Origin of the sequence: Pontibacter aydingkolensis (genome assembly GCF_019443125.1) — a bacterium.
Taxonomy (GTDB): Bacteria; Bacteroidota; Bacteroidia; order Cytophagales; family Hymenobacteraceae; genus Pontibacter; species Pontibacter aydingkolensis.
The window spans coordinates 188,814-208,455 of the sequence record NZ_JAHYXK010000005.1; the positions used below are offsets into that span (position 1 = coordinate 188,814).

Annotated in this window: 21 protein-coding genes, 1 pseudogene and 1 riboswitch; of the genes and pseudogenes, 6 read left to right on the plus strand and 16 right to left on the minus strand. The window is 43.8% G+C overall.

Going from position 1 to position 19,642, the window contains the following annotated elements; all coding sequences use genetic code 11:
- Positions 1–294 precede the first annotated feature (294 nt).
- The 3 genes from metH to rplU all read right to left on the minus strand — a co-directional run bounded on the left by metH (position 295) and on the right by rplU (position 5,115).
- Complete coding sequence (gene metH, locus K0O23_RS08385) at positions 295–4,014, minus strand: methionine synthase (RefSeq protein ID WP_219876964.1); 3,720 nt, start codon at positions 4,012–4,014, stop codon at positions 295–297.
- Positions 4,015–4,086: 72 nt separating this feature from the next.
- A riboswitch (SAM riboswitch) is annotated at positions 4,087–4,196 on the minus strand.
- Positions 4,197–4,462: 266 nt separating this feature from the next.
- Positions 4,463–4,732: a 50S ribosomal protein L27 gene (gene rpmA / locus K0O23_RS08390; protein WP_219876965.1), complete on the minus strand. Its 270-nt coding sequence runs from the start codon at positions 4,730–4,732 to the stop codon at positions 4,463–4,465.
- 74 nt (positions 4,733–4,806) lie between these two features.
- On the minus strand, positions 4,807–5,115 hold the full coding sequence (rplU, locus tag K0O23_RS08395; protein ID WP_219876966.1) for a 50S ribosomal protein L21: 309 nt from the start codon (positions 5,113–5,115) through the stop codon (positions 4,807–4,809).
- A 644-nt stretch (positions 5,116–5,759) separates the two neighbouring features.
- Here rplU and K0O23_RS08400 point away from each other — a divergent pair.
- From K0O23_RS08400 to K0O23_RS08415, 4 genes are all read left to right on the plus strand, one after another.
- Positions 5,760–6,719, plus strand: a complete 960-nt coding sequence (locus tag K0O23_RS08400) for a ribonucleoside-diphosphate reductase small subunit (protein WP_219876967.1) — start codon at positions 5,760–5,762, stop codon at positions 6,717–6,719.
- A gap of 356 nt (positions 6,720–7,075) precedes the next feature.
- Positions 7,076–9,454 carry a ribonucleoside-diphosphate reductase subunit alpha gene (locus K0O23_RS08405; protein WP_219876968.1) on the plus strand — a complete coding sequence of 793 codons (2,379 nt, stop codon included), beginning with the start codon at positions 7,076–7,078 and terminating at the stop codon, positions 9,452–9,454.
- Positions 9,455–9,585: 131 nt separating this feature from the next.
- Positions 9,586–10,053, plus strand: coding sequence for a hypothetical protein (locus K0O23_RS08410; protein ID WP_219876969.1), 468 nt, complete (start codon positions 9,586–9,588; stop codon positions 10,051–10,053).
- Complete coding sequence (locus K0O23_RS08415) at positions 10,035–10,634, plus strand: SIR2 family protein (protein WP_219876970.1); 600 nt, start codon at positions 10,035–10,037, stop codon at positions 10,632–10,634. Before K0O23_RS08410 ends, K0O23_RS08415 begins: the two co-directional genes overlap by 19 nt.
- 164 nt (positions 10,635–10,798) lie before the next feature.
- Here the strand turns inward: K0O23_RS08415 and K0O23_RS08420 are convergent, their stop codons facing one another.
- Both K0O23_RS08420 and K0O23_RS08425 read right to left on the minus strand, forming a co-directional pair.
- Positions 10,799–11,413 (minus strand): transposase, encoded by a 615-nt coding sequence (locus K0O23_RS08420; RefSeq protein WP_219876971.1) that lies wholly within the window; start codon positions 11,411–11,413, stop codon positions 10,799–10,801.
- Positions 11,414–11,521: 108 nt separating this feature from the next.
- Positions 11,522–12,244, minus strand: a complete 723-nt coding sequence (locus K0O23_RS08425) for a hypothetical protein (RefSeq protein ID WP_219876972.1) — start codon at positions 12,242–12,244, stop codon at positions 11,522–11,524.
- 282 nt (positions 12,245–12,526) lie between these two features.
- On the opposite strand from K0O23_RS08425, the gene K0O23_RS08430 reads away from it, so the two are divergent.
- A complete protein-coding gene (locus K0O23_RS08430; protein WP_219876973.1) occupies positions 12,527–12,937 on the plus strand; it encodes a hypothetical protein in 411 nt (136 codons plus the stop codon).
- A gap of 80 nt (positions 12,938–13,017) precedes the next feature.
- Here the strand turns inward: K0O23_RS08430 and K0O23_RS08435 are convergent, their stop codons facing one another.
- The 5 genes from K0O23_RS08435 to K0O23_RS08450 form a co-directional block, all read right to left on the minus strand.
- The gene (locus tag K0O23_RS08435; RefSeq protein WP_219876974.1) at positions 13,018–13,650 is read right to left on the minus strand and encodes an OmpA family protein; all 633 of its coding nucleotides are present in this window, start codon (positions 13,648–13,650) and stop codon (positions 13,018–13,020) included.
- Positions 13,651–13,843: 193 nt separating this feature from the next.
- Entirely contained in the window at positions 13,844–14,149 is a 306-nt protein-coding gene (locus K0O23_RS08440) for a hypothetical protein (protein ID WP_219876975.1), read from the minus strand.
- A gap of 13 nt (positions 14,150–14,162) precedes the next feature.
- Positions 14,163–14,285: a hypothetical protein gene (locus tag K0O23_RS20280; RefSeq protein WP_262902610.1), complete on the minus strand. Its 123-nt coding sequence runs from the start codon at positions 14,283–14,285 to the stop codon at positions 14,163–14,165.
- 23 nt (positions 14,286–14,308) lie between these two features.
- Positions 14,309–14,731 (minus strand): hypothetical protein, encoded by a 423-nt coding sequence (locus tag K0O23_RS08445; RefSeq protein WP_219876976.1) that lies wholly within the window; start codon positions 14,729–14,731, stop codon positions 14,309–14,311.
- 360 nt (positions 14,732–15,091) lie between these two features.
- Entirely contained in the window at positions 15,092–16,828 is a 1,737-nt protein-coding gene (locus K0O23_RS08450; protein ID WP_219876977.1) for a T9SS type A sorting domain-containing protein, read from the minus strand.
- A gap of 463 nt (positions 16,829–17,291) precedes the next feature.
- Between K0O23_RS08450 and K0O23_RS08455 the strand changes: the two genes are divergently transcribed.
- Entirely contained in the window at positions 17,292–17,678 is a 387-nt protein-coding gene (locus tag K0O23_RS08455; protein WP_219876978.1) for an Hsp20 family protein, read from the plus strand.
- 52 nt (positions 17,679–17,730) lie between these two features.
- Here the strand turns inward: K0O23_RS08455 and K0O23_RS08460 are convergent, their stop codons facing one another.
- The 6 genes and pseudogenes from K0O23_RS08460 to K0O23_RS08485 all read right to left on the minus strand — a co-directional run.
- The gene (locus K0O23_RS08460) at positions 17,731–18,000 is read right to left on the minus strand and encodes a hypothetical protein (RefSeq protein WP_219876979.1); all 270 of its coding nucleotides are present in this window, start codon (positions 17,998–18,000) and stop codon (positions 17,731–17,733) included.
- 169 nt (positions 18,001–18,169) lie between these two features.
- Positions 18,170–18,385, minus strand: coding sequence for a hypothetical protein (locus K0O23_RS08465; RefSeq protein WP_219876980.1), 216 nt, complete (start codon positions 18,383–18,385; stop codon positions 18,170–18,172).
- Between the two features lie 45 nt (positions 18,386–18,430).
- A complete protein-coding gene (locus tag K0O23_RS08470; RefSeq protein ID WP_246596996.1) occupies positions 18,431–18,640 on the minus strand; it encodes a DUF3471 domain-containing protein in 210 nt (69 codons plus the stop codon).
- Positions 18,625–18,921, minus strand: coding sequence for a hypothetical protein (locus tag K0O23_RS08475; RefSeq protein ID WP_219877054.1), 297 nt, complete (start codon positions 18,919–18,921; stop codon positions 18,625–18,627). The genes K0O23_RS08470 and K0O23_RS08475 overlap by 16 nt, the downstream gene beginning before the upstream one ends.
- Positions 18,922–18,973: 52 nt before the next feature.
- Positions 18,974–19,147: a hypothetical protein gene (locus K0O23_RS08480; protein ID WP_219876982.1), complete on the minus strand. Its 174-nt coding sequence runs from the start codon at positions 19,145–19,147 to the stop codon at positions 18,974–18,976.
- Between the two features lie 24 nt (positions 19,148–19,171).
- Positions 19,172–19,594 (minus strand): annotated as a pseudogene (locus K0O23_RS08485) (serine hydrolase domain-containing protein); the annotation flags it as partial.
- Positions 19,595–19,642 lie beyond the last annotated feature (48 nt).

The following is a 19,642-nucleotide window of genomic DNA, read 5'->3' on the forward strand; positions in this document are numbered from 1 at the left end:
TGTTAGATGGTTACCCTTCCCCAGCCCTTCCCTAAAAACAGGGAAGGGAGATTAGAAGGACTTTAATTTTCTTTACTGTTCCAGATTTCCTGATCCGGAACTTTCTCTACTGCAGGTACTGCTATTCACTTTCCCCCCTGCACCCCTCCGAGAAGGGGACTTTCTGCTATTCCTAATTCCCCTCTCGAGAGGGGCTAGGGGTGTGTTTAGTCGCCTCTGCTTAATCTCACTTCACACAAAATCCACTTTTAAGATGACAGCAGGAGCAGCAGACATAAGCTCCCTCTCCTGTTTTTAGGAGAGGGTTGGGGAGAGGTGAACCGGCTTTGGCTCATAGTTCAGGTTCGGCGATAGCCAGCGTTCCAGTTCCTCCTTTGGCATGCCTTTGCGCTGCGCGATATCTGCTACCTGGTCTTCGCCTATCTTGCCCAGCCCGAAGTAGCGTGACTCAGGATGCGAGAAGTATAAACCGCTCACAGCTGCTGTCGGGTACATAGCAAGGTTCTCTGTAAGTACAACCCCTGACGCTCTTTCTGCATCCAGCAAATTAAACAGCGTTATCTTTTCGGTATGGTCCGGGCAGCCTGGGTAACCTGGCGCCGGGCGAATGCCTTTATAACTTTCCTTGATCAGGTCTTCGTTGGTCAGGCTCTCGTCTGGTGCATAACCCCACAGCTCTTTTCTTACCTTAGCGTGCATCAGTTCTGCAAAGGCTTCAGCTAAACGGTCAGCCAGGGCTTTTACCATAATAGACTTATAATCATCATGCTCGGCTTCATACTTCTCCAGCAGTTTCTCTATGCCAAAGCCAACTGATACAACAAAGCCCCCAATGTAATCCTGCACACCGGTTTCTTTAGGGGCCACAAAATCAGAGAAAGCCAGGTTAGGTACGTTTCCGCCCTTCTTGCCCTGCTGCCTCAACGTATGAAACTCCGTTAACACGTTTTCACGTGAATCATCGGCGTATACTTCAATGGTATCGTCAGCCTCTACGTTTGCCGGATAGAAACCCACTACAGCTCTGGCCTCCAACAGCTGCTTATCCACGATCTCTTGTAACATTTGCCGGGCATCGTTAAACAGCTTTGTTGCTTCTGTGCCTAACTCCGGATCATTTAAGATTTTCGGATACTGGCGTTTAAGCTCCCACGTATGGAAGAACGGCGTCCAGTCAATGTACGGCACTATCTCAGATAGCGGGTAGTTCGTGTATACTTTATTGCCGATGAAGCCTGGCTTGGTTGGCTGTGTTGTGCTCCAGTCTACTTTATACTTGTTGGCGCGGGCTTCTTCTATTGTTGCAAAAGCACGGTCTTTGGTGCGGTTCAGGTGGTCTTCGCGCAGCTTTTCATACTCGGCTTTTATCTCGGCTATGTACGTCTCTTTTTCGCTGCCCAACAGGCTGCTTACAACGGTTACACTTCGCGATGCATCGTGCACGTGCACTACCGGGCCACTGTACTGCGGCGCTATTTTTACAGCAGTATGTACTCTCGAAGTAGTAGCGCCACCAATCAGCAGCGGAATCTTCATGCCTCTACGTTCCATCTCCTGCGCCACGTACACCATCTCATCCAGCGAAGGCGTGATCAAGCCACTCAATCCAATAATATCTACCTGTTGCGCTTCAGCCTCAGCCAGGATCTTGTCCAACTGCACCATCACACCAAGGTCTATTACTTCGTAGTTGTTGCAGGCCAGTACCACACCCACAATATTTTTGCCGATGTCGTGCACGTCGCCTTTTACGGTAGCCATCAGTATAGTGCCTGCCGTTGATTTGGAGGTATCAGATGCCAGCTTCTCTGCCTCCATAAACGGCAACAGGTAGGCTACTGACTTCTTCATCACGCGCGCACTTTTTACAACCTGCGGCAAAAACATCTTACCAGCACCAAAAAGGTCACCAACCACTGACATACCAGCCATCAGCGGTCCTTCTATTACCTCCAGCGTTTTGGTGGCTTTCTGGCGTGCTTCTTCGGTATCTTCCTCGATGTATTCTACGATGCCTTTTACCAGCGCATGCTTCAGGCGTTCTTCTACAGGTGCACTGCGCCAGGCATTGTCAGCAGCAGTAGCTGTTTTACCTTTGCCTTTGATTGTTTCGGCATAGGTTACCAGCTTTTCTGTTGCGTCCGGATGGCGGTTAAAAATTACGTCTTCCGTAAGGTCGCGGAGCTCTTTTGGCACTTCTTCGTAAATGCCCAGCATACCGGCGTTCACAATACCCATATCCATACCAGCCTGTACGGCGTGGTACAGGAACACTGTATGCATCGCCTCGCGCACAATATCGTTGCCACGGAATGAGAAAGACAGGTTACTTACCCCACCACTCACCAGCGCATGTGGCAGATTTTCCTTAATCCACTTTACTACCTCGATAAAGTCTACAGCGTAGTTGTTGTGCTCTTCTATGCCTGTAGCAATAGCCAGTATGTTCGGGTCAAAAATGATATCCTGCGGCGGGAAGCTAACTTCATCTACAAGTATGCGATAAGAGCGTTCGCAGATCTCTTTACGGCGCTCCAGGGTATCTGCCTGCCCCTGCTCGTCAAAAGCCATTACCACTACGGCAGCACCGTATTGGCGCACTTTTCGGGCCAGTTTTTTAAAGGCTTCTTCGCCTTCTTTTAAGCTGATAGAGTTAACTATACTTTTGCCCTGCACACATTTCAGACCTGCTTCGATCACGCTCCATTTAGAAGAGTCGATCATGATAGGCAGCTTTGAAATATCCGGTTCGGAGGCTATCAGATTGAGGAAATCGGCCATGGCCTGCTCAGAGTCGAGCATGCCTTCGTCCATGTTCACGTCGATGATCTGTGCTCCGCCCTCTACCTGTTGCTGTGCCACGGCCAGTGCCTCTTCAAACTTTCCGTTAACGATAAGGCGGGAAAACATTTTAGAGCCGGTAACATTGGTACGTTCGCCGACATTTACAAAAAGGGTATCCTGGGTGATAGTTAGAGGCTCGAGGCCACTGAAGCGAGGGAGCGGAGGAACCGGAGTAGGAGTGTGCGGTTTATACTTTCGCACTAAGTCTGCAATTACTTTGGTGTGTACGGGTGTAGTGCCACAACAACCACCCAGTATGTTTACCAGCCCCTCCTTCAGATACTCTTCTACAATGGCTCCCATTTGCTGGGCTGTTTCGTCGTAGCCACCAAAAGCGTTCGGTAAGCCGGCATTCGGGTAAGCACTGATGTAACAGTCTGATATTCTGGCAAGCTCCTGGATGTGTGTTTTTAATTGGCGTGCACCCAAGGCACAGTTAAAGCCCACACTAAGTATAGGCGCATGTGAGATGGAGTTATAGAAAGCCTCAACGGTTTGGCCTGATAAGGTACGGCCACTGGCATCGGTTATTGTTCCGGACACCATGATCGGAAGTTCTTTACCGCCATCGTTTACAAATTGCTGTATTGCAAAAAGAGCGGCCTTACAGTTTAGCGTATCGAATACCGTTTCTACTAAAAGCAAATCAGATCCACCATCCACCAGGCCGCGCACTTGCTCATAGTATGCCTCTACCAGCTGGTCGAATGTTACGGCACGGTAGCCTGGGTTATTTACATCCGGAGAAAGCGAAGCGGTACGGTTCGTCGGGCCAATGGCACCGGCTACAAAACGTTTATGCGATGGGTCTTTAGCCTCTACTTCGTCTGCAGCCTCACGTGCTATTTTAGCCGACTCATAATTCAGTTCATATACAAGCTCCTCCAGGTGGTAATCTGCCATGGCTATACTTGTACCGCTAAAGGTATTGGTTTCAACAATGTCAGCGCCAGCCTCCAGGTACTCTGTATGTATAGCCTTGATGATATCGGGGCGGGTAATAGAGAGTAAGTCGTTATTGCCTTTCAGGTCGGAGGGATGATCTTTAAAGCGCTGCCCTCGAAAATCGGCCTCAGTAAGCTCGTAACGCTGGATCATAGTACCCATTGCGCCGTCAAGCACAAGTACGCGTTCTTTCAATATTTGGTAAATCGGATGTGATTTGGTCATGTGTGGTGTCTTTCTTCTCGTAAGTCTTCTGCAATCACTTATCAAGAAAGACACCCTAAGGCAGGATATACAATCTTATCTTTTCCCGGCTAAAGTATAGCAGAGAAGGGAATTAGCACCAGGCTTGTACAAGGTTGCTAAGACGTCACAGGGCCCTATCCCTCAGTCTTTCTTGATAAGAAGCTGCAATTTAAACAGATATATGTGAAATACGAAATCTTTTGAATATAGATGTGATCTGTTTTTGAAATGGCTATAAAACAGAAAAGGACACTTGTGGTGTCCTTTTCCTACTTAATCTGATCTGCTTTTAACGGCAAATCAAACTCTATGATATTATTTACGCCTACTACATGGCTTTGTTGCCTATTTGTTAAATATTCTTAAAATAAAAAAGGGATACCGTGTGGCATCCCTTTTTACTAACTGCTTTACAGTTATACTTTGCTTACGCTTCTGCTTCTACTCTTGGAATTACAGAAACATAAGAACGGTTTTTAACGCTCTTTCTGAACTCTACAACGCCGTCGATCAAAGCGAACAGAGTATGGTCTTTGCCCATACCCACGTTTTTACCTGGGTGATGTGCAGTACCTCTTTGTCTTACAATGATGTTACCAGCGATGATGTCCTGGCCACCGTAAATCTTAACACCAAGTCGTTTAGAATGTGACTCGCGGCCGTTATTAGAACTACCAGCTCCTTTTTTGTGTGCCATTTTGTTTAACTATTTACTTCAGGTTAGCGGGGGCGTCACCTGAAAAGATTCTACGATTAATTTCTTCTTACTGCTTAACCAATGCTCTCGATCAGGACTTTCGTATAGTGCTGGCGATGGCCATTCTTTTTACGATATCCTTTTCTTCTCTTCTTTTTGAAAACGATTACTTTGTCGCCTTTCACGTTGCCAAGGATTTTACCAACCACTTTAACACCGCTAACGAAAGGAGCACCTAAAGTAATGCTGCCGTTATCATCAGTAAGAAGAACATTGGTGAACTCTACGGCGTCACCCTCATTGCCGGAAAGCTTGTTAGCGTAGATGAACTTGCCGCTCTCTACTTTGGTCTGTTGACCTGCGATTTCTACAATTGCGTACATCAGCTTCAATGTATGTTTAAAATTTAGTCTGCAAAAGTACGGCACATATTTTAATTATGCAACGCCTTGTAGTATAAATTGTTAAAGCCTACCCAAGTGTTACACACAAAAATGTGGATAACAATGTTGAAATCCACAACACGTTTTCAGAGCACCTCAAAATTAAGGCTTAATCAACTAATTACTAACCTGATACAGGCCACTTGAGTAATCCACATTTTCAACACCCCATGTGTAAACCTGTTCTGGCTTTCACAAATCCTGCCCGCTTCTAGAAACTTTTACACACTAAATCACCTTCCATAACCCTATACAAATCTCTAAAACGCCATTACAACATCAAAAACGGCACTTAACAATGAATTTATAGTTTCTTAACAATATTATAACAAACCTATATAGTTGATAACTTATGTGGATAAGCATGTTTATTTCACCACAACCATCAAGCGCTCAACAACTTAAAATAGTGTGTATAAATTAAACAACTTTAGCCCCGGAATTCAAGTTCAATTCTATATATTTGAAGTCAGGATATTACCGGATGCCAGTCAGACATCCGCTGAAAACTAAATTTCTTTTGGGGTGTTTTCTAAGCTAAACAGCTTACCCCTTCAAGCAATAAAACACATACTTACTAGTTTATGGAGCCAATTTTACAAGAGAACCCAAACCGCTTTGTACTGTTCCCGATTCAGCACGACGACATCTGGCAGATGTATAAGAAGGCGGAGGCCAGCTTCTGGACTGCCGAAGAGATCGATTTATCGCAGGATATTAAAGACTGGGAAAACCTGAACGATGGCGAGCGCCACTTTATCAGCCACGTACTGGCGTTCTTTGCTGCCTCTGACGGGATTGTAAATGAGAACCTGGCCATAAACTTTATGCAGGAAGTGCAGATACCTGAGGCACGTTGTTTCTATGGTTTCCAGATCATGATGGAGAACATCCACGCCGAGACATACTCACTCCTTATAGACACCTATATAAAGAAGCAGTCTGAGAAAGACTACCTGTTCAATGCATTGGAGACAGTGCCGTGTGTGAAGAAAAAAGGAGAGTGGGCGCTTAAGTGGATCAACAGCGAAAACTTTACTGAGCGTCTGATCGCTTTTGCTGCCGTAGAAGGCATTTTCTTCTCTGGCTCTTTCTGCTCTATCTTCTGGCTTAAGAAGCGTGGCTTAATGCCTGGCTTAACTTTCTCTAACGAATTGATTAGCCGTGACGAAGGCCTGCACTGCGATTTCGCCTGCCTGCTATACTCTATGCTGAACAACAAACTGCCCGAAAGCCGTGTGCACGAGATCATCCGCGATGCGGTAACATTTGAGCAGGAGTTTGTGACAGATGCGCTGCCGGTAGACTTAATTGGCATGAACGCTAAATTAATGAGCCAGTACATCGAGTTTGTAGCTGACCGTCTGTTAGTTGCTTTGGGCTGCAGTAAAATCTACAATGCGGCCAATCCATTCGACTTTATGGAAATGATTTCGCTACAGGGCAAAACAAACTTCTTCGAGAAGCGCGTAGGCGAGTACCAGAAGGCCGGCGTAATGGGAGATAAAGACAAAAATGTTTTTTCTCTGGACGAAGACTTTTAATCTATATATAGATTTGCTATGTTTAGGAAGCCAAAGGGAAGAGGCCCATCTTCTTTCCCATCCTAAACAATTACATACAACGCTTACCGCGCATTAGTCAAAGCTAATTAGCCTGGGCTAGTGCAGCGGAGACCTAGTTGGCAGCATCGCCACCTTACCGGGTATCTCTACCCTTCTATATAGTAAAAGCATTTTGCTTTACACATAATTAGTTGTACTACAACGGCTTATACTTTAAATACCGTATGGCAGTTTGAGGACCTTACAAAGTATAAACCCTGCTATAAAGCAGCAGGATCACCTATATAACCAAACTAAATAACCCGGGGCCTTTAACCTCGCTAATTGTATACATTATGTTAGTAGTTAAAAGAGACGGCAGACGCGAATCCGTCAAATTCGATAAGATTACAGCACGCATCGAGAAGCTGTGCTATGGCCTGCACATGGATTACGTGTCGCCAATTGAGGTAGCTAAAAAGGTGATTGACGGTATCTATGATGGTGTTACCACTGTAGAGCTGGACAACCTGGCAGCCGAAACAGCTGCATCGCTTACTACCAAGCACCCGGATTATGCGGTATTGGCAGCGCGTGTGGCGATCTCTAACCTGCACAAAGTTACAAGCAAGTCGTTCTCGAACACCATGAAGCGGCTTTATACTTACACCGACCCTAAAACCGGTGAAAACGCTTCTTTGATCGCGAAAGATGTATATGAGATTATCCGTAAGAATGCGGCCCTGCTCGACTCAACCATCATTTACGACCGCGACTATAACTACGATTTCTTCGGCTACAAAACCCTGGAGCGCTCATACTTACTGCGCCTGGACGGCAAGATCGTGGAACGTCCGCAGCACATGCTGATGCGTGTGGCCGTGGGTATACACAAAGAGGATATTGAGTCTGCTATTGAGACTTACAACCTGATGTCGGAGAAGTGGTTTACACATGCTACGCCAACACTGTTTAACGCTGGTACGCCTAAACCGCAACTGTCGTCGTGCTTCCTGCTTGCCATGAAGGATGATAGCATACCAGGTATTTACGATACCCTGAAGCAATGCGCACAGATTTCGCAAAGCGCCGGTGGTATTGGTTTGAGCATCCATAACGTAAGAGCAACTGGATCATACATCAAAGGCACCAACGGCACATCCAACGGCATCATCCCGATGCTGAAGGTGTTTAACGACACAGCCCGCTATGTAGACCAAGGTGGTGGCAAGCGTAAAGGCGCTTTCGCTATTTACCTGGAGCCATGGCACGCCGATATCTTTGACTTCCTGGAGTTGAAGAAGAACCACGGTAAAGAAGAAAACCGTGCCCGTGACCTGTTCTATGCCCTCTGGACGCCAGACTTGTTTATGAAGCGCGTAGAGGAAAACGGCGACTGGAGCCTGTTCTGCCCGAACGAAGCGCCTGGCCTTGCCGAGTGTTGGGGTAAAGATTTTGAGCGTCTGTACGAGAAGTATGAGCGCGAAGGCCGTGCCCGCAAAACGGTAAAAGCACAGGACTTGTGGTTCCATATCCTGGAGTCGCAGATCGAGACTGGTACGCCATACATGCTGTACAAAGACCACGCAAACCGCAAGTCTAACCAGCAGAACCTTGGTACTATCAAGTCTTCGAACTTGTGTACCGAAATTATGGAGTACACCAGCGAAGATGAGGTAGCAGTTTGTAACCTGGCTTCTCTGGCACTGCCTCGCTTTGTGAAAGAGGAGAACGGCCACAAGACCTTCGACCACCAGAAGCTATTTGATGTAACCTACCATGCTACTGTTAACCTGAACAAGGTTATCGACATAAACTATTACCCGGTAAAAGAGGCACAGAACTCGAATATGCGTCACCGCCCAATCGGTTTAGGTGTGCAGGGTCTGGCGGATACCTTTATTCACCTGCGCATGCCATTCGAAAGCGATGAGGCTAAAGGGTTGAACAAAGATATCTTCGAGACGATTTACTTTGCCTCCATGACGGCTTCGAAGGACCTGGCTAAAAAGAATGGTGCTTACGAAACATTCAAAGGTTCTCCGTTAGCGGAAGGCAAGTTCCAGTTTGATATGTGGGGCGTTACGCCAGAGAGTGGCCGTTGGGATTGGGAAGAACTGCGCCAGGAAGTTGTGAAGCACGGTGTACGTAACTCGCTTTTAGTAGCGCCAATGCCTACTGCTTCTACTGCGCAGATTTTGGGTAACAACGAATCGTTCGAGCCTTATACTTCTAACATTTACCTGCGCCGCGTATTGTCTGGCGAGTTTATGGTAGTTAACAAGCATCTGCTTAAAGACCTGATCGCGCTTGGCCTATGGAATGATAACATGAAGAACCAGATCATCGCAGCCAACGGTTCTGTACAGGATATCCCGAACATCCCGCAGAACATCAAAGATCTTTATAAGACAGTGTGGGAGATCAGCCAGCGTACGGTAATCGACATGAGTGCTGATCGTGGCGCTTACATCTGCCAGAGCCAATCGCTGAACCTGCACGTAATGAATGTGAACTTCGGTAAGCTGACCTCGATGCACTTCCATGCATGGAAACGCGGCCTGAAAACAGGTATGTATTACCTGCGCACCAAAGCCGCTGTAGACGCCATTAAGTTCACAGTTGAGAAACAAGCCGCTGAAACCCTATCACCGGTTTACAACCAGGATCAGAATCGCAGCGACATGAGCTGCTCGCTGGATAACCCAGACGCTTGCGAAGCTTGCGGATCGTAAATAACTAAAGAAGGAGGGCTGATTGTCCTCCTTCTTCTTTTTTCCTACCTATTCTATACTTCCTGTTGCTGCTGGCGTCCTGCTAGCGGATGGAATAATACTGTCTCAACTTTTAGCCCATCAAAAGAAAAATGGATACTGTTACCATAACCGGCAGCGGTCTTAACTACATTATTGCAGATATAGTTAAGAAATACTCCCAAGAAAAAACATATTATCATCTTAAAGACGAACTAGAACAAGCATATAACGATCTTTTGGGATTGAATAACTTGTGGGGAGAATTAGATGACATTCTTAATAGCCCAACATTAGCTTTTCCATCTAAAAATGGTGAAGAGATTATCCAGTACTACCAGTCTGTCTTTGAATCTAGTCTCTTCAAAAACATGATAAGTAGAGAGTACAATGTCGAATATTCTGCAGCTTCGCATCAAAACCTACTTCAGGACGAAATTAAAAGAATTGGCTATCGTTTTCTGAGTTTGAAAAAAGAGGAGGATACAGCAACATTAAGAGGCTATTCCCTAACCTTGGGGAAAGCTTTCTACAGCTCCTCACAAAGAACAACATTGATAAGATGCATATCTATACCTTAAATTATGATGGTATACTTGATACTCTATTAACACATCGAGGAAAAGGCTATCAAGGACAAGAATATCTGTTTAAGGACAGCTTCTACTTTGGTGATTTTCAACCAAGGAAGCTAGAAAGCTTACCGTTTCTTATGGCTCATCTACATGGCTCTTACAAGTTTAGAAGAGGTAGGCAGTTTACTTCAAAGCTAAGAAGGGAAGTTGTTAATGATAATCCAGTTATGATTTATAATAGTCCTAAGCTTAAGGAAGCTTTAATAAAGGAAGATACTGTATTGAAGACATATTATAATCAGCTATCAAAGGACCTTCAAACATACCAGAGGTTAATAATATTAGGTTGTTCTTTCAAAACTGAGCCTCACCTAAGGCACCTTATAGAAAAGTACTTTAATAGACATGGAACAGAAGTGATAGTATGTTCCGACAAGCCTGAAGAGATAGTATCAATTTTAGAACCACATTATAACTTTCCTATTTATACTCAATCAACAGAGCATGTAAAGTCAGAGAAGCAACTTATTGAGCTATTTGATAAGCTATTTAGCGCTACGAGTATGGAGATACTTGCTACAGCATAATCAAGGTTGATGGAGGTTACACAGACCTCGCGGTGTCTTTACGACCCGCGAGCGTCTAACCTACCAATACCCTATCAACGAAGCAACAGCCTTTACACACCAGACGCTCGCAGGACCTTCGGACGCTGCGAGGTCTATCGGTTTAATACGAGGTCTTTAGTTTTTTATACTTCATCGCCTTCTATAAGCGGAGCTATACTTGTAAAATCGGCAGCGTTCTCATCGTGAAAGGCTTTATACTTTTCTCTGCCTCCAAACCACTCTAGCACCTCTTTCCGCTGCAGGGCTGTTTTGCCTTCTGAAAGTATACTATGGTAAGAGGAGTGAGGCCATCTGCTGAAATCATTTATCAAGCCATGATGCTGCGGGTTGAAATGGATATAAAAGACAAGCCTGGTAAAGTATGCATCAGAAGTAATCTCTTTTCTGCCAAACCTGTGCTGGAACAGCCGCCCAATACGGTTGTAGCGGTGGTTTATACTTTTAGCATAAGCATTGAGCAAGTGCCCCAACTGCCGCTCAATACTTACCAGCTTCGCTTCGTCTTCGCTTATCAATTGTGGCTTTAAATCCTCCCCATCTTTTATCTGAACCAGGAAGTGAACGTGGTTAGGCAGCAGGCAATACGCAAAAGTATCAACATAAGACGCCAAGTGCTTCCTGTACAGCTGCAGAAAAAGGCCATAATTGTCCTGCTCTTTAAAGAGTGTCTCTTTGTTATTGCCACGGGTGTAGATGTGATAAAACTTATTCGGCTCCAGCGGTGACTTTTGTTGCATCTATACCCTTACATGAAATATCTATACTTAATGGTAGCAGATACGCTAAAAGAAGGCCTTCAGCAAGGCTGTAGCAATATACCGCTGCAAGCTTAACGGAGGCTCTTCCTAATACTCCAGCTCTACTTCTATGGTGTTATAGTATAGTGTAGTTGTTCCCTCGAAACCTGAGTCTGTGCCAACAATAATCCATAAACTGCCATTACTGTCAGTTGTAATCTCAATGGGGTTTTGCAGGTTATCTCTGTTAATAAGCCTGTACTCGAATGCATTGCCAGGTATACCTACATTTCCCAACACGACCATATCCTTGCCGCCCTGCGACTGTCCGCCTTTATCAATGTTCATCCTGATGTTGTTTCCGGCACCTTGTTCCTCTACTGGCATTGGCTCTATGGTAGCACCACCCGCCTTTAAGTAAACACTTGCCCCCGGGCTACCACCTATTCCTACAGATTCCTCGGGATACTGCGAAGCCAGCTCAATTTGAAAAGTGACACGGTAAGTATGATTGGGCTCAAGACCAGTAATCTGCTTTTTCATGAACATAAACAGGTCATCGCTTATGTTACGGCCAGACAACTTCATGGCCATGCTGTTCTCGCCTACTCCCGAGGGAAGATCTTCCCGGTCAAATTCAAACTCGAAGCGGCTTTCTTCCCAGTCTTTTGGATAATCGGCAAATCCTCCTTCCCAGCCTTCAGCACTTTGGTTGAAGGTAAACACAAAGAACTCAGAAGGCGTGGCTGCTCCACCGTCATCATCATCGTTGCAGCCAAAACTAAACACAGCCAGGACATAGCAAAACAATAGTTTTATACTTGCTTTCATAGTTATATATGTGTAATTGTATCAGGGGCTGAAGTATACCTTCCGAGGATAATGCTGAGGTGTTAACCAATTAATGCCATACAAAGCTCCAAAAGCAGCCCTTCATACATCTTACCTTCATACCTCTTATAAGCAGCATAAAAGTGAGTATCATTATAAGTACTTACCCAATGGGAAAAACAACATCAATATTGGGGAAAAACATGATTAAAACACATTATTAATTCCAGGGTTTATTTGAAACTTTATAGTTAACTTTCATAATTCAAACTGGCACTAAGAATGTTAATACCGAACAAATTTATTAAGCTTGAATATGACCCGGCAAAGGATGTACTATACTTTCAGTGGCCAGACTTTTATGAATATGCTGTGCCCGAACTAAAGTACATCCTGAAAAGCGTAACAGATACAATCAAAAGTTACGATATAAAATATCTTATAATTGATGCCACAAAATCAGTTATCTCGATAAGTGATCCTTTATATGTGGAGGTAGCTACTCAGTTTAACATAGACCTTAAATCTACTCGCCTTAAAAGGTCTGCACGTATTGTCAATGATTTAACGGTTAGAGAAACTCAGATTAAGGAAATAAGAGAAAAGGCAGGCTTTTCTTTGGAAGTAAAGAGTTTTAAGAAGGCTGATGAAGCTCTGGAATGGTTTAGTCTTACTGATGCAATGGCTTTGTAACCATTTCCATTAGTATAAAAAACATACAAGGCCGCTGATTGACGTCAGCGGCCTTGTATGTTTATAGGTAAAATGGCTGGTTACATTTGCTCACGGGTTACTGCTACTATTGCTACACGCCGGTTAAGCTGCCGGCCTCTGGCGGTTTCGTTTGTTGCCCTTGGGGCAGTCTCGCCCATAGCCTCTATAGACAACCTGTTTGCAGCAATGCCACCTTTATTCTGTAGCCAGTCTTTTACAGCATTGGCGCGCTCTGCAGATAGCTCTTTGTTATACTCGTTGCTGGCTCGTGCATCTGCATGCCCGAAAATTCGGATCTGACCATTCTGTGGCAAATCTTTTAACTCATTAACTATCTGTCGCAGCTTTTCTTCGCCCTCAGCCCTTATCTGAGCCTTATCTGTATCAAAAAGCAGGCGATCATCCATGGTGTAAATGTTGTATTCCTTCTCCTGTCGCATTTCTACGTTAGAGCCTTTCAGGTCAGGGTCATCTACAACGGGAGCATCCCAGTTTATGCCTGCCCAGAAATCCTCTCCTACATCTATTATCTCAGCGCCGTCAGCTTCCATTCTTCCTCGTTCGTCTTCATACATCACAGCAGTATCTGCAGTAGCATCAGCAAGCGTATCGTTCTCAACATCTCCTTTTGGGTCGTTACAGGCAACTATAGCTCCAACTCCCATCAATAGTAGTACCGTATTAGTTTTCATAGTTTAATTTTTTTGGTTTTATACTTATCGTACGGGTGATGCATTACTTAGTTATTTAGAGCAAATGCTGTTTGTATATAACTCCGGAAGAAACTAGCAGGAAAAACAATATAAGGAATGTGACAAGGATAGTACGGACCCATGCTAATAAAATCTACATTACTGGTACCAACGTAGAAAAGTATCATCGCCGTTAAGAAGCACCTCCTGCCACATTAGGCACTTCCTTTTCAAAAGGCATTCTCAGCCATTTCAGAGCCTCGTCTGTGTTATTAAAATCCCGAATAACAATATTACCCAAGCCGCCGCTTCGTTGTAACATATTTTCTATTTCCATGCGATTAAACAGGTCATTGGACACGATAGAGGCCATACGCAGCAAGGGGCTGGTGAGTAACCGGGGAATAAACTCTTCTACTATCCACTGCTGGTCTTTCTGTCGGATCGCTTTCATGTTTCTGCGGTCTGCAAGCCAGTGGGTGAGTTTAAACTCGCTCACAACTTCGAGGCTTTTAAGGGGCGGTCTGGCGTATTTTACTGCTGCTTGCAAAGCCTTTCCATTCGCCTATGCCTAAATGTTGCTCTTCGTCCAGATAGATTCGGATAGCATCATTCTCAAAGAATAACTTTATCATAAGCGTAGTAAGCCTAAATTAATTTATTGTGCTACTGCGGCAGGAATAGGTGTTTTCAGCCACTCAAAAGCTTCGTCTTCGGCGTCAAATTCTTTGATAATCAGATCGCCAAAGTTACTACTACGCTTAAAGAGCTGTTCCATGGCCATGTTGTTAAAGATATCTCCCGAAACAATGATTGCCATGCGCCGGAGTGGGGATGCCAGCAGTTGTGGCATAAACTCTGCGATTACCCATTGCAGGTCTTGCTGCCGTATGGCAAGCATCTGGCGTTGGTCGGCCTGCCAACGGGAAATGTTGTAAGCTGTTATAAACTCCAGGCACCGCAGCCCGTTCTCCCTAAACTCTTTGCTGGATAAGAATCCACGCCACTCAGCCTTACCCATATTCATGTCTCTACTATAGCTTAGCCTAAGCACATTGCTTTCGTAGTATAGCTCCTCCATACAGTAACTAAATAACTTCTAAAACTATTGTGTACGCATATTTTACAGGAATGTACCACTATGAATATCACTTTAGCAAATGTTACAGCCTGATGCTCACTGGGTAAATCAGCTTCGATTTGAGTATTTATAAGCCTGGCTAACGCTTCATCTTCATCATCGAAGTCCTTTATAGTAATACTACTCGTAAAGCCTCTTAGGTATACCACATTTATGTTTACAGCAGTTTTATACAAAATAGTATTTTTATATGGCAGGAACAAATCAATAAGTATAGTTTTAGATAGAACAAAGGGCTATAAAACGACAAGACCTGCCTCATCTGAGGCAGGTCTTGTCGTTTTATAGTGCTGTATTACCTTATCGCTTTACAAAGCGAAGCGTTTCGTGTTTCTCACCGTCTGTCACGGAAACAAAGTAAGCACCGTTTTTGAGGTCGTTTACCGACATTGTAACTTCGTGCTCTGTAACCTCCTTAAGCTGTTTAACTACTTTGCCAGTAGCATCCAATACGCTTATATGTACATTATTTCTAAGACCGGTCAGGCTTATGTTTATTACATCTGTAGTTGCGGTAGGATAAAGTATAGACTTTGCTTCTAAACCAGCTAATCTGCCAGAAAACTCAACAGCAACTATACTTGAATAAGAAGTTTTACCATCAAAGTCTACTTGCAGCAAGCGATAATAGTTTACTCCCATAGCTGGCTTAACATCGTTATAAGTATAGTTAAGCTTTGTGCTGCTGTGGCCAGCTCCTGTTACTGTGCCTATTTTTTCGAAGTTTTTGCCATCATGGCTGCGCTCTACTTCAAAATGCTTGTTATTATTCTCGCTTGCAGTACTCCAGCTTAGCTTTGAGGTGTTGTTTAGCGCCGTGCCTTTAAAAGACATCAACTCTACTGGCAACACATTTATTGTCTGCTCATTTCTCCAGCTCAGGTTATGAATTGAGATACCCTGGCGGCCATTACCATTGCGAATCTGCGAATCGTTACGATACTCAATTACCACACGCGTAACAGGCTTCGCAAAAGTAAGCGTTACATCTCCCTCAGCAGAGGTGTTATCATTTGCAAGCAGGCCTGAAAAAGCAGTTGGCACAGCAGAAGTGAACTGGTTATATGATGTAGTTTTAACCTTGCTCTTTTTAAGTTGTACCGCCACGCCATTATTATACCCTACAATATTGATTCTGTCTTTAAACTGGTCGGTTGCAATATCAACATCAAACAAACTAAACGATAAGTCTTTTACCGACTTGTTCAGATCAAGTTGAATTACAGATCCTGTGGTGGGAGTAGCGCCAGTCTGTATCAGGGTAAAAGTTTTAGTACCGGCCTTAAAGTTTTTATCATCTACTTTGGCTATTTCAAAGCTAACGCCTGAATTCACCTTTACAGACCAGCGCATAGTAACACCATCAACCTCATACGGCGAGGTAGAGGTAGGACCTGAAACCAGGAAAGGATTCTCATCTAATGGTCGGCTGGCCCAGCTAAATGTAGAGTAACCCTCGATCAGTTCACCTGTAAGGGTAATATCATCCACAGCATAGTATGGATTGTTATCGCCACCGTTTAAAGTATAGTTAATCTCAATATAAATACTGATGTTATCGTAACCTAGTGCGCCTTGTGGCAATTTGATTGGTGTACCGCCATTTACATGGTTCCACTGGCTGTTTACTGAATTGGTTGTAGTATAGAACTCGTGTCTTGTTACGCCGCCGTCAGCACTATAATAGGCTTTTACAGGCTCTGTTAAACTTGAGTTGGCCCCATTGCTCTTCCGTGGATTTCTGAACTGTTGCCAGGTTATAAACAGGCTACTGATGTTTCTGGTTGAGATAGAGTCGCGTAGGATCAGTGTTTTAGCCCCCGAAACTGTATTGCTGGTACGAGCATAATTAGCTTTGGATGAGAAAGCCAGTGTGCTTGCAGCAGCATCATTTGCTTGAGCTAGCACCCATGCTCCATTAACTGTAAACGCACTATTTGTTGTGCCACTAAAGTTTTCGTGATGAACAAGTGTTTGGCCAGAAGCTGCTGTAATAAGAGATAAGAAAAGAAGAACTAAAAGGTAAATGTTTTTCATATAGCACTGTAAATAATAAATAGCCTATATGAAATAAATGCGCCAGTTAGCTGGCTACTTAATAACCTTTAATTGAATATATCTACATTTTAACTTAAATGTTTGACCATCAAATACTTAAATATTTAAAATTAAAATATTCTATTCCTATTGATAAGCCCCAAGACATGCAAGTATTCCCAAATATGGAAATTATTGTCACTGATGGGAATCTTTACAGAAAGGATTTCACTTGTGCTTAAAGTGTAACTGTGTTTACCAAGCCGGCTTATACATAAACTTCGGCTAAAGACACTCTTCTTAACTCAGAAAATTAAGTTGGTACTCTATGTTATACTATGTAATAACAAAGGTTGATTTTACATCTGCCTACAGTTAGGCTTTGAAACTCTTCTTATTTAAACAAATATCTGGCATCTCATTTGCACTATTAAACACTAGAAAATAACGAGGAGAAAGACTGATGATAAGATATGACAACAAAGATTTTCTGCACACCATTGCGCTGCACCTGGAACTTTTCAACACCATAGGGGGAGGTGTTAGCGAGACCTACGCAAAAGTAGAAAAAGGCCACCAGGAAGCTGTTATTGAAATTTGGGCAGCAACAACAGATCCGCAGAGCTTTAAAATAGCATTACGAAAAAATAAGTTAACAATGAGTTCTGGCATAACCAGCCATTATAGTTCTAGTGTTAGAGCCCCCTTGTTTAGCCGCACATTTATACTGCCATCAGTTGTAAATCTGGTTCAGATTGAGGCTACTTACTTAGAAGGCAAGCTGCAGCTAAAACTGCCTTATCACCAATCTGTGGACAGGCCGAAAGAGATAAATATTAAACAACTATAAAACAAAAGGCGCCACTTAAGTGGCGCCTTTTGTTTTAAATGGCTATTTATACTTAAATACCGGGCTGCTTAAACTTTGCCTTAATAATGGATGTAAGAAAATCATGCACTTCTACGGTTTCCTTGTCATAATCAAATGTATTGTAAGAGTCGGCTGAGGTTTGCTCTATCCGGCAACCGTTCTCAATCATCATAAATATCAGTTCCCGCAATCGGTAAGGGTGTCCGGCTATATTGATCACACACTCCATATCATTACTCTCCACGCGCAAAAACATGTGCTGCACATGGTTTACGTCCGTCATTACTTCCTGGTTAGACATAGGCTTTATACTTTGGCTATTGCTATAAGCCTGATACTACTAAAAAAGTGCCACACTATTGCCTTAAACAAGCTATTTGCAAAAAACCTTATAAAGTTTCTGTCTATACTTTGATGAATACAACGGTTGCTGCACTCATTAAAAAGACTAACTCTGCAAATAAGACTCGCTATCTGCGAGGGTGCTCTTTGCGCCAGCCTACCACAAATATTATAAACCATACAGGGTAGAATGGTGACAGAATAGCGGCAAAGTATGGGTCTACGGCAAACATTAATACTGTTTGCACTAACAGGGTTATGGCGGCCCCTATGATAGCTATTTTAAAGTAACGGTTTCGCAGGTTCATACTTCCTATACGCACACGTACTAAAACAGCAGGCAAGCCAACTTACTGGCTTGCCTACAACCTAAATGTATATAGTATAACTTAGTTTATTTTTTTAGCCGGCATAGCTCTTCCCCCGTGGTGCAGGTTCATTTTAGCTATCTGGCCATTCTCATCTTTCTCAAAAGTTACCTGCGCTGGTGCCACTTTTACAAAGAGCTTGTCTTCAGCCTCCGGAAAAACCTCGAACTTATCCTGCCCTGGCGCTTCAACAAACAACTGGCTTCCATTAACTTTTACAATGAAAGACATTTTTGGAGCAACCTGGTACTCTCCAGCGTATCTGGCAAGTTGTGTAGCATTAGTTCGCACAACTGGTATTTCAAACTTTTGCCCAAAACAATTGCCTGCACGTCTTTTGAAATCGGGCCGTTTACCTGCTGAGACTCATAATTGCTAAGTATGGTAATAACCATCTCATGTTCCGGGAATCTCATAAAGTTGGCTTTAAAACCGTTGATGGCCCCAGTGTGGCTTATACGCTTATTGCCACCCGGAGAATCTATAACCAAGCCATAGCTATAGTCTTTCATTACTGGAGTATATATTCGGTCTTTAGACGATTGGTTTAAAAGCTTATTCTCTCTAAGAGGCTGCATCAAATTTAGCCATGTCCTGGGCGGTGCTGTACATGGCGCCGGCAGCATGGCACCAGCTCATATTGATTGATTTCGCCAGCTTACGGTCAGCGCCATCGTGGTTATAGCCTTCTGCCAAACTTTTTACAGGTTTGCTGAACTCAAGGCCGGTGAAACTCATCTTTAAAGGCTTGAGAATCTGCTTTTACAAAACCTTCTCGTACGGCTTGCCTGTTACTTTCTCTATTACCTGGGCTAATATGATAAAGCCTGTGCTGGAGTAATTCCGTTTAGCTCCTGGCTCAAAATCCAGAGGCATATCTTTTATAAGCGTCAGTATATCGTTGGTGGTAGCTGGTTTTGTGTTTACATCTTTCCAATGGTTCACAAAATCAGGTAACCCTGATGTGTTGGAGAGCAAGTGATGCAAGGTGATATTTTCGCCATTAGGAAAATCGGGAAGGTATTTAGCCACCTTATCCTGTACATTTAACTGCTCCTGTAGCTGCATTACCAACACAGACGTGAAAGATTTTGTTAATGAGCCTATGCGATACTTTACTTCCGCCCCGTTAGCTATATCTTTCTCATAGTCGGCCATGCCGAAACCCTTATTATACACAGGATCCCCGTTTTGATAACCATAACAGTGCCGCTAAAGGTGCCTTGTTGCAGA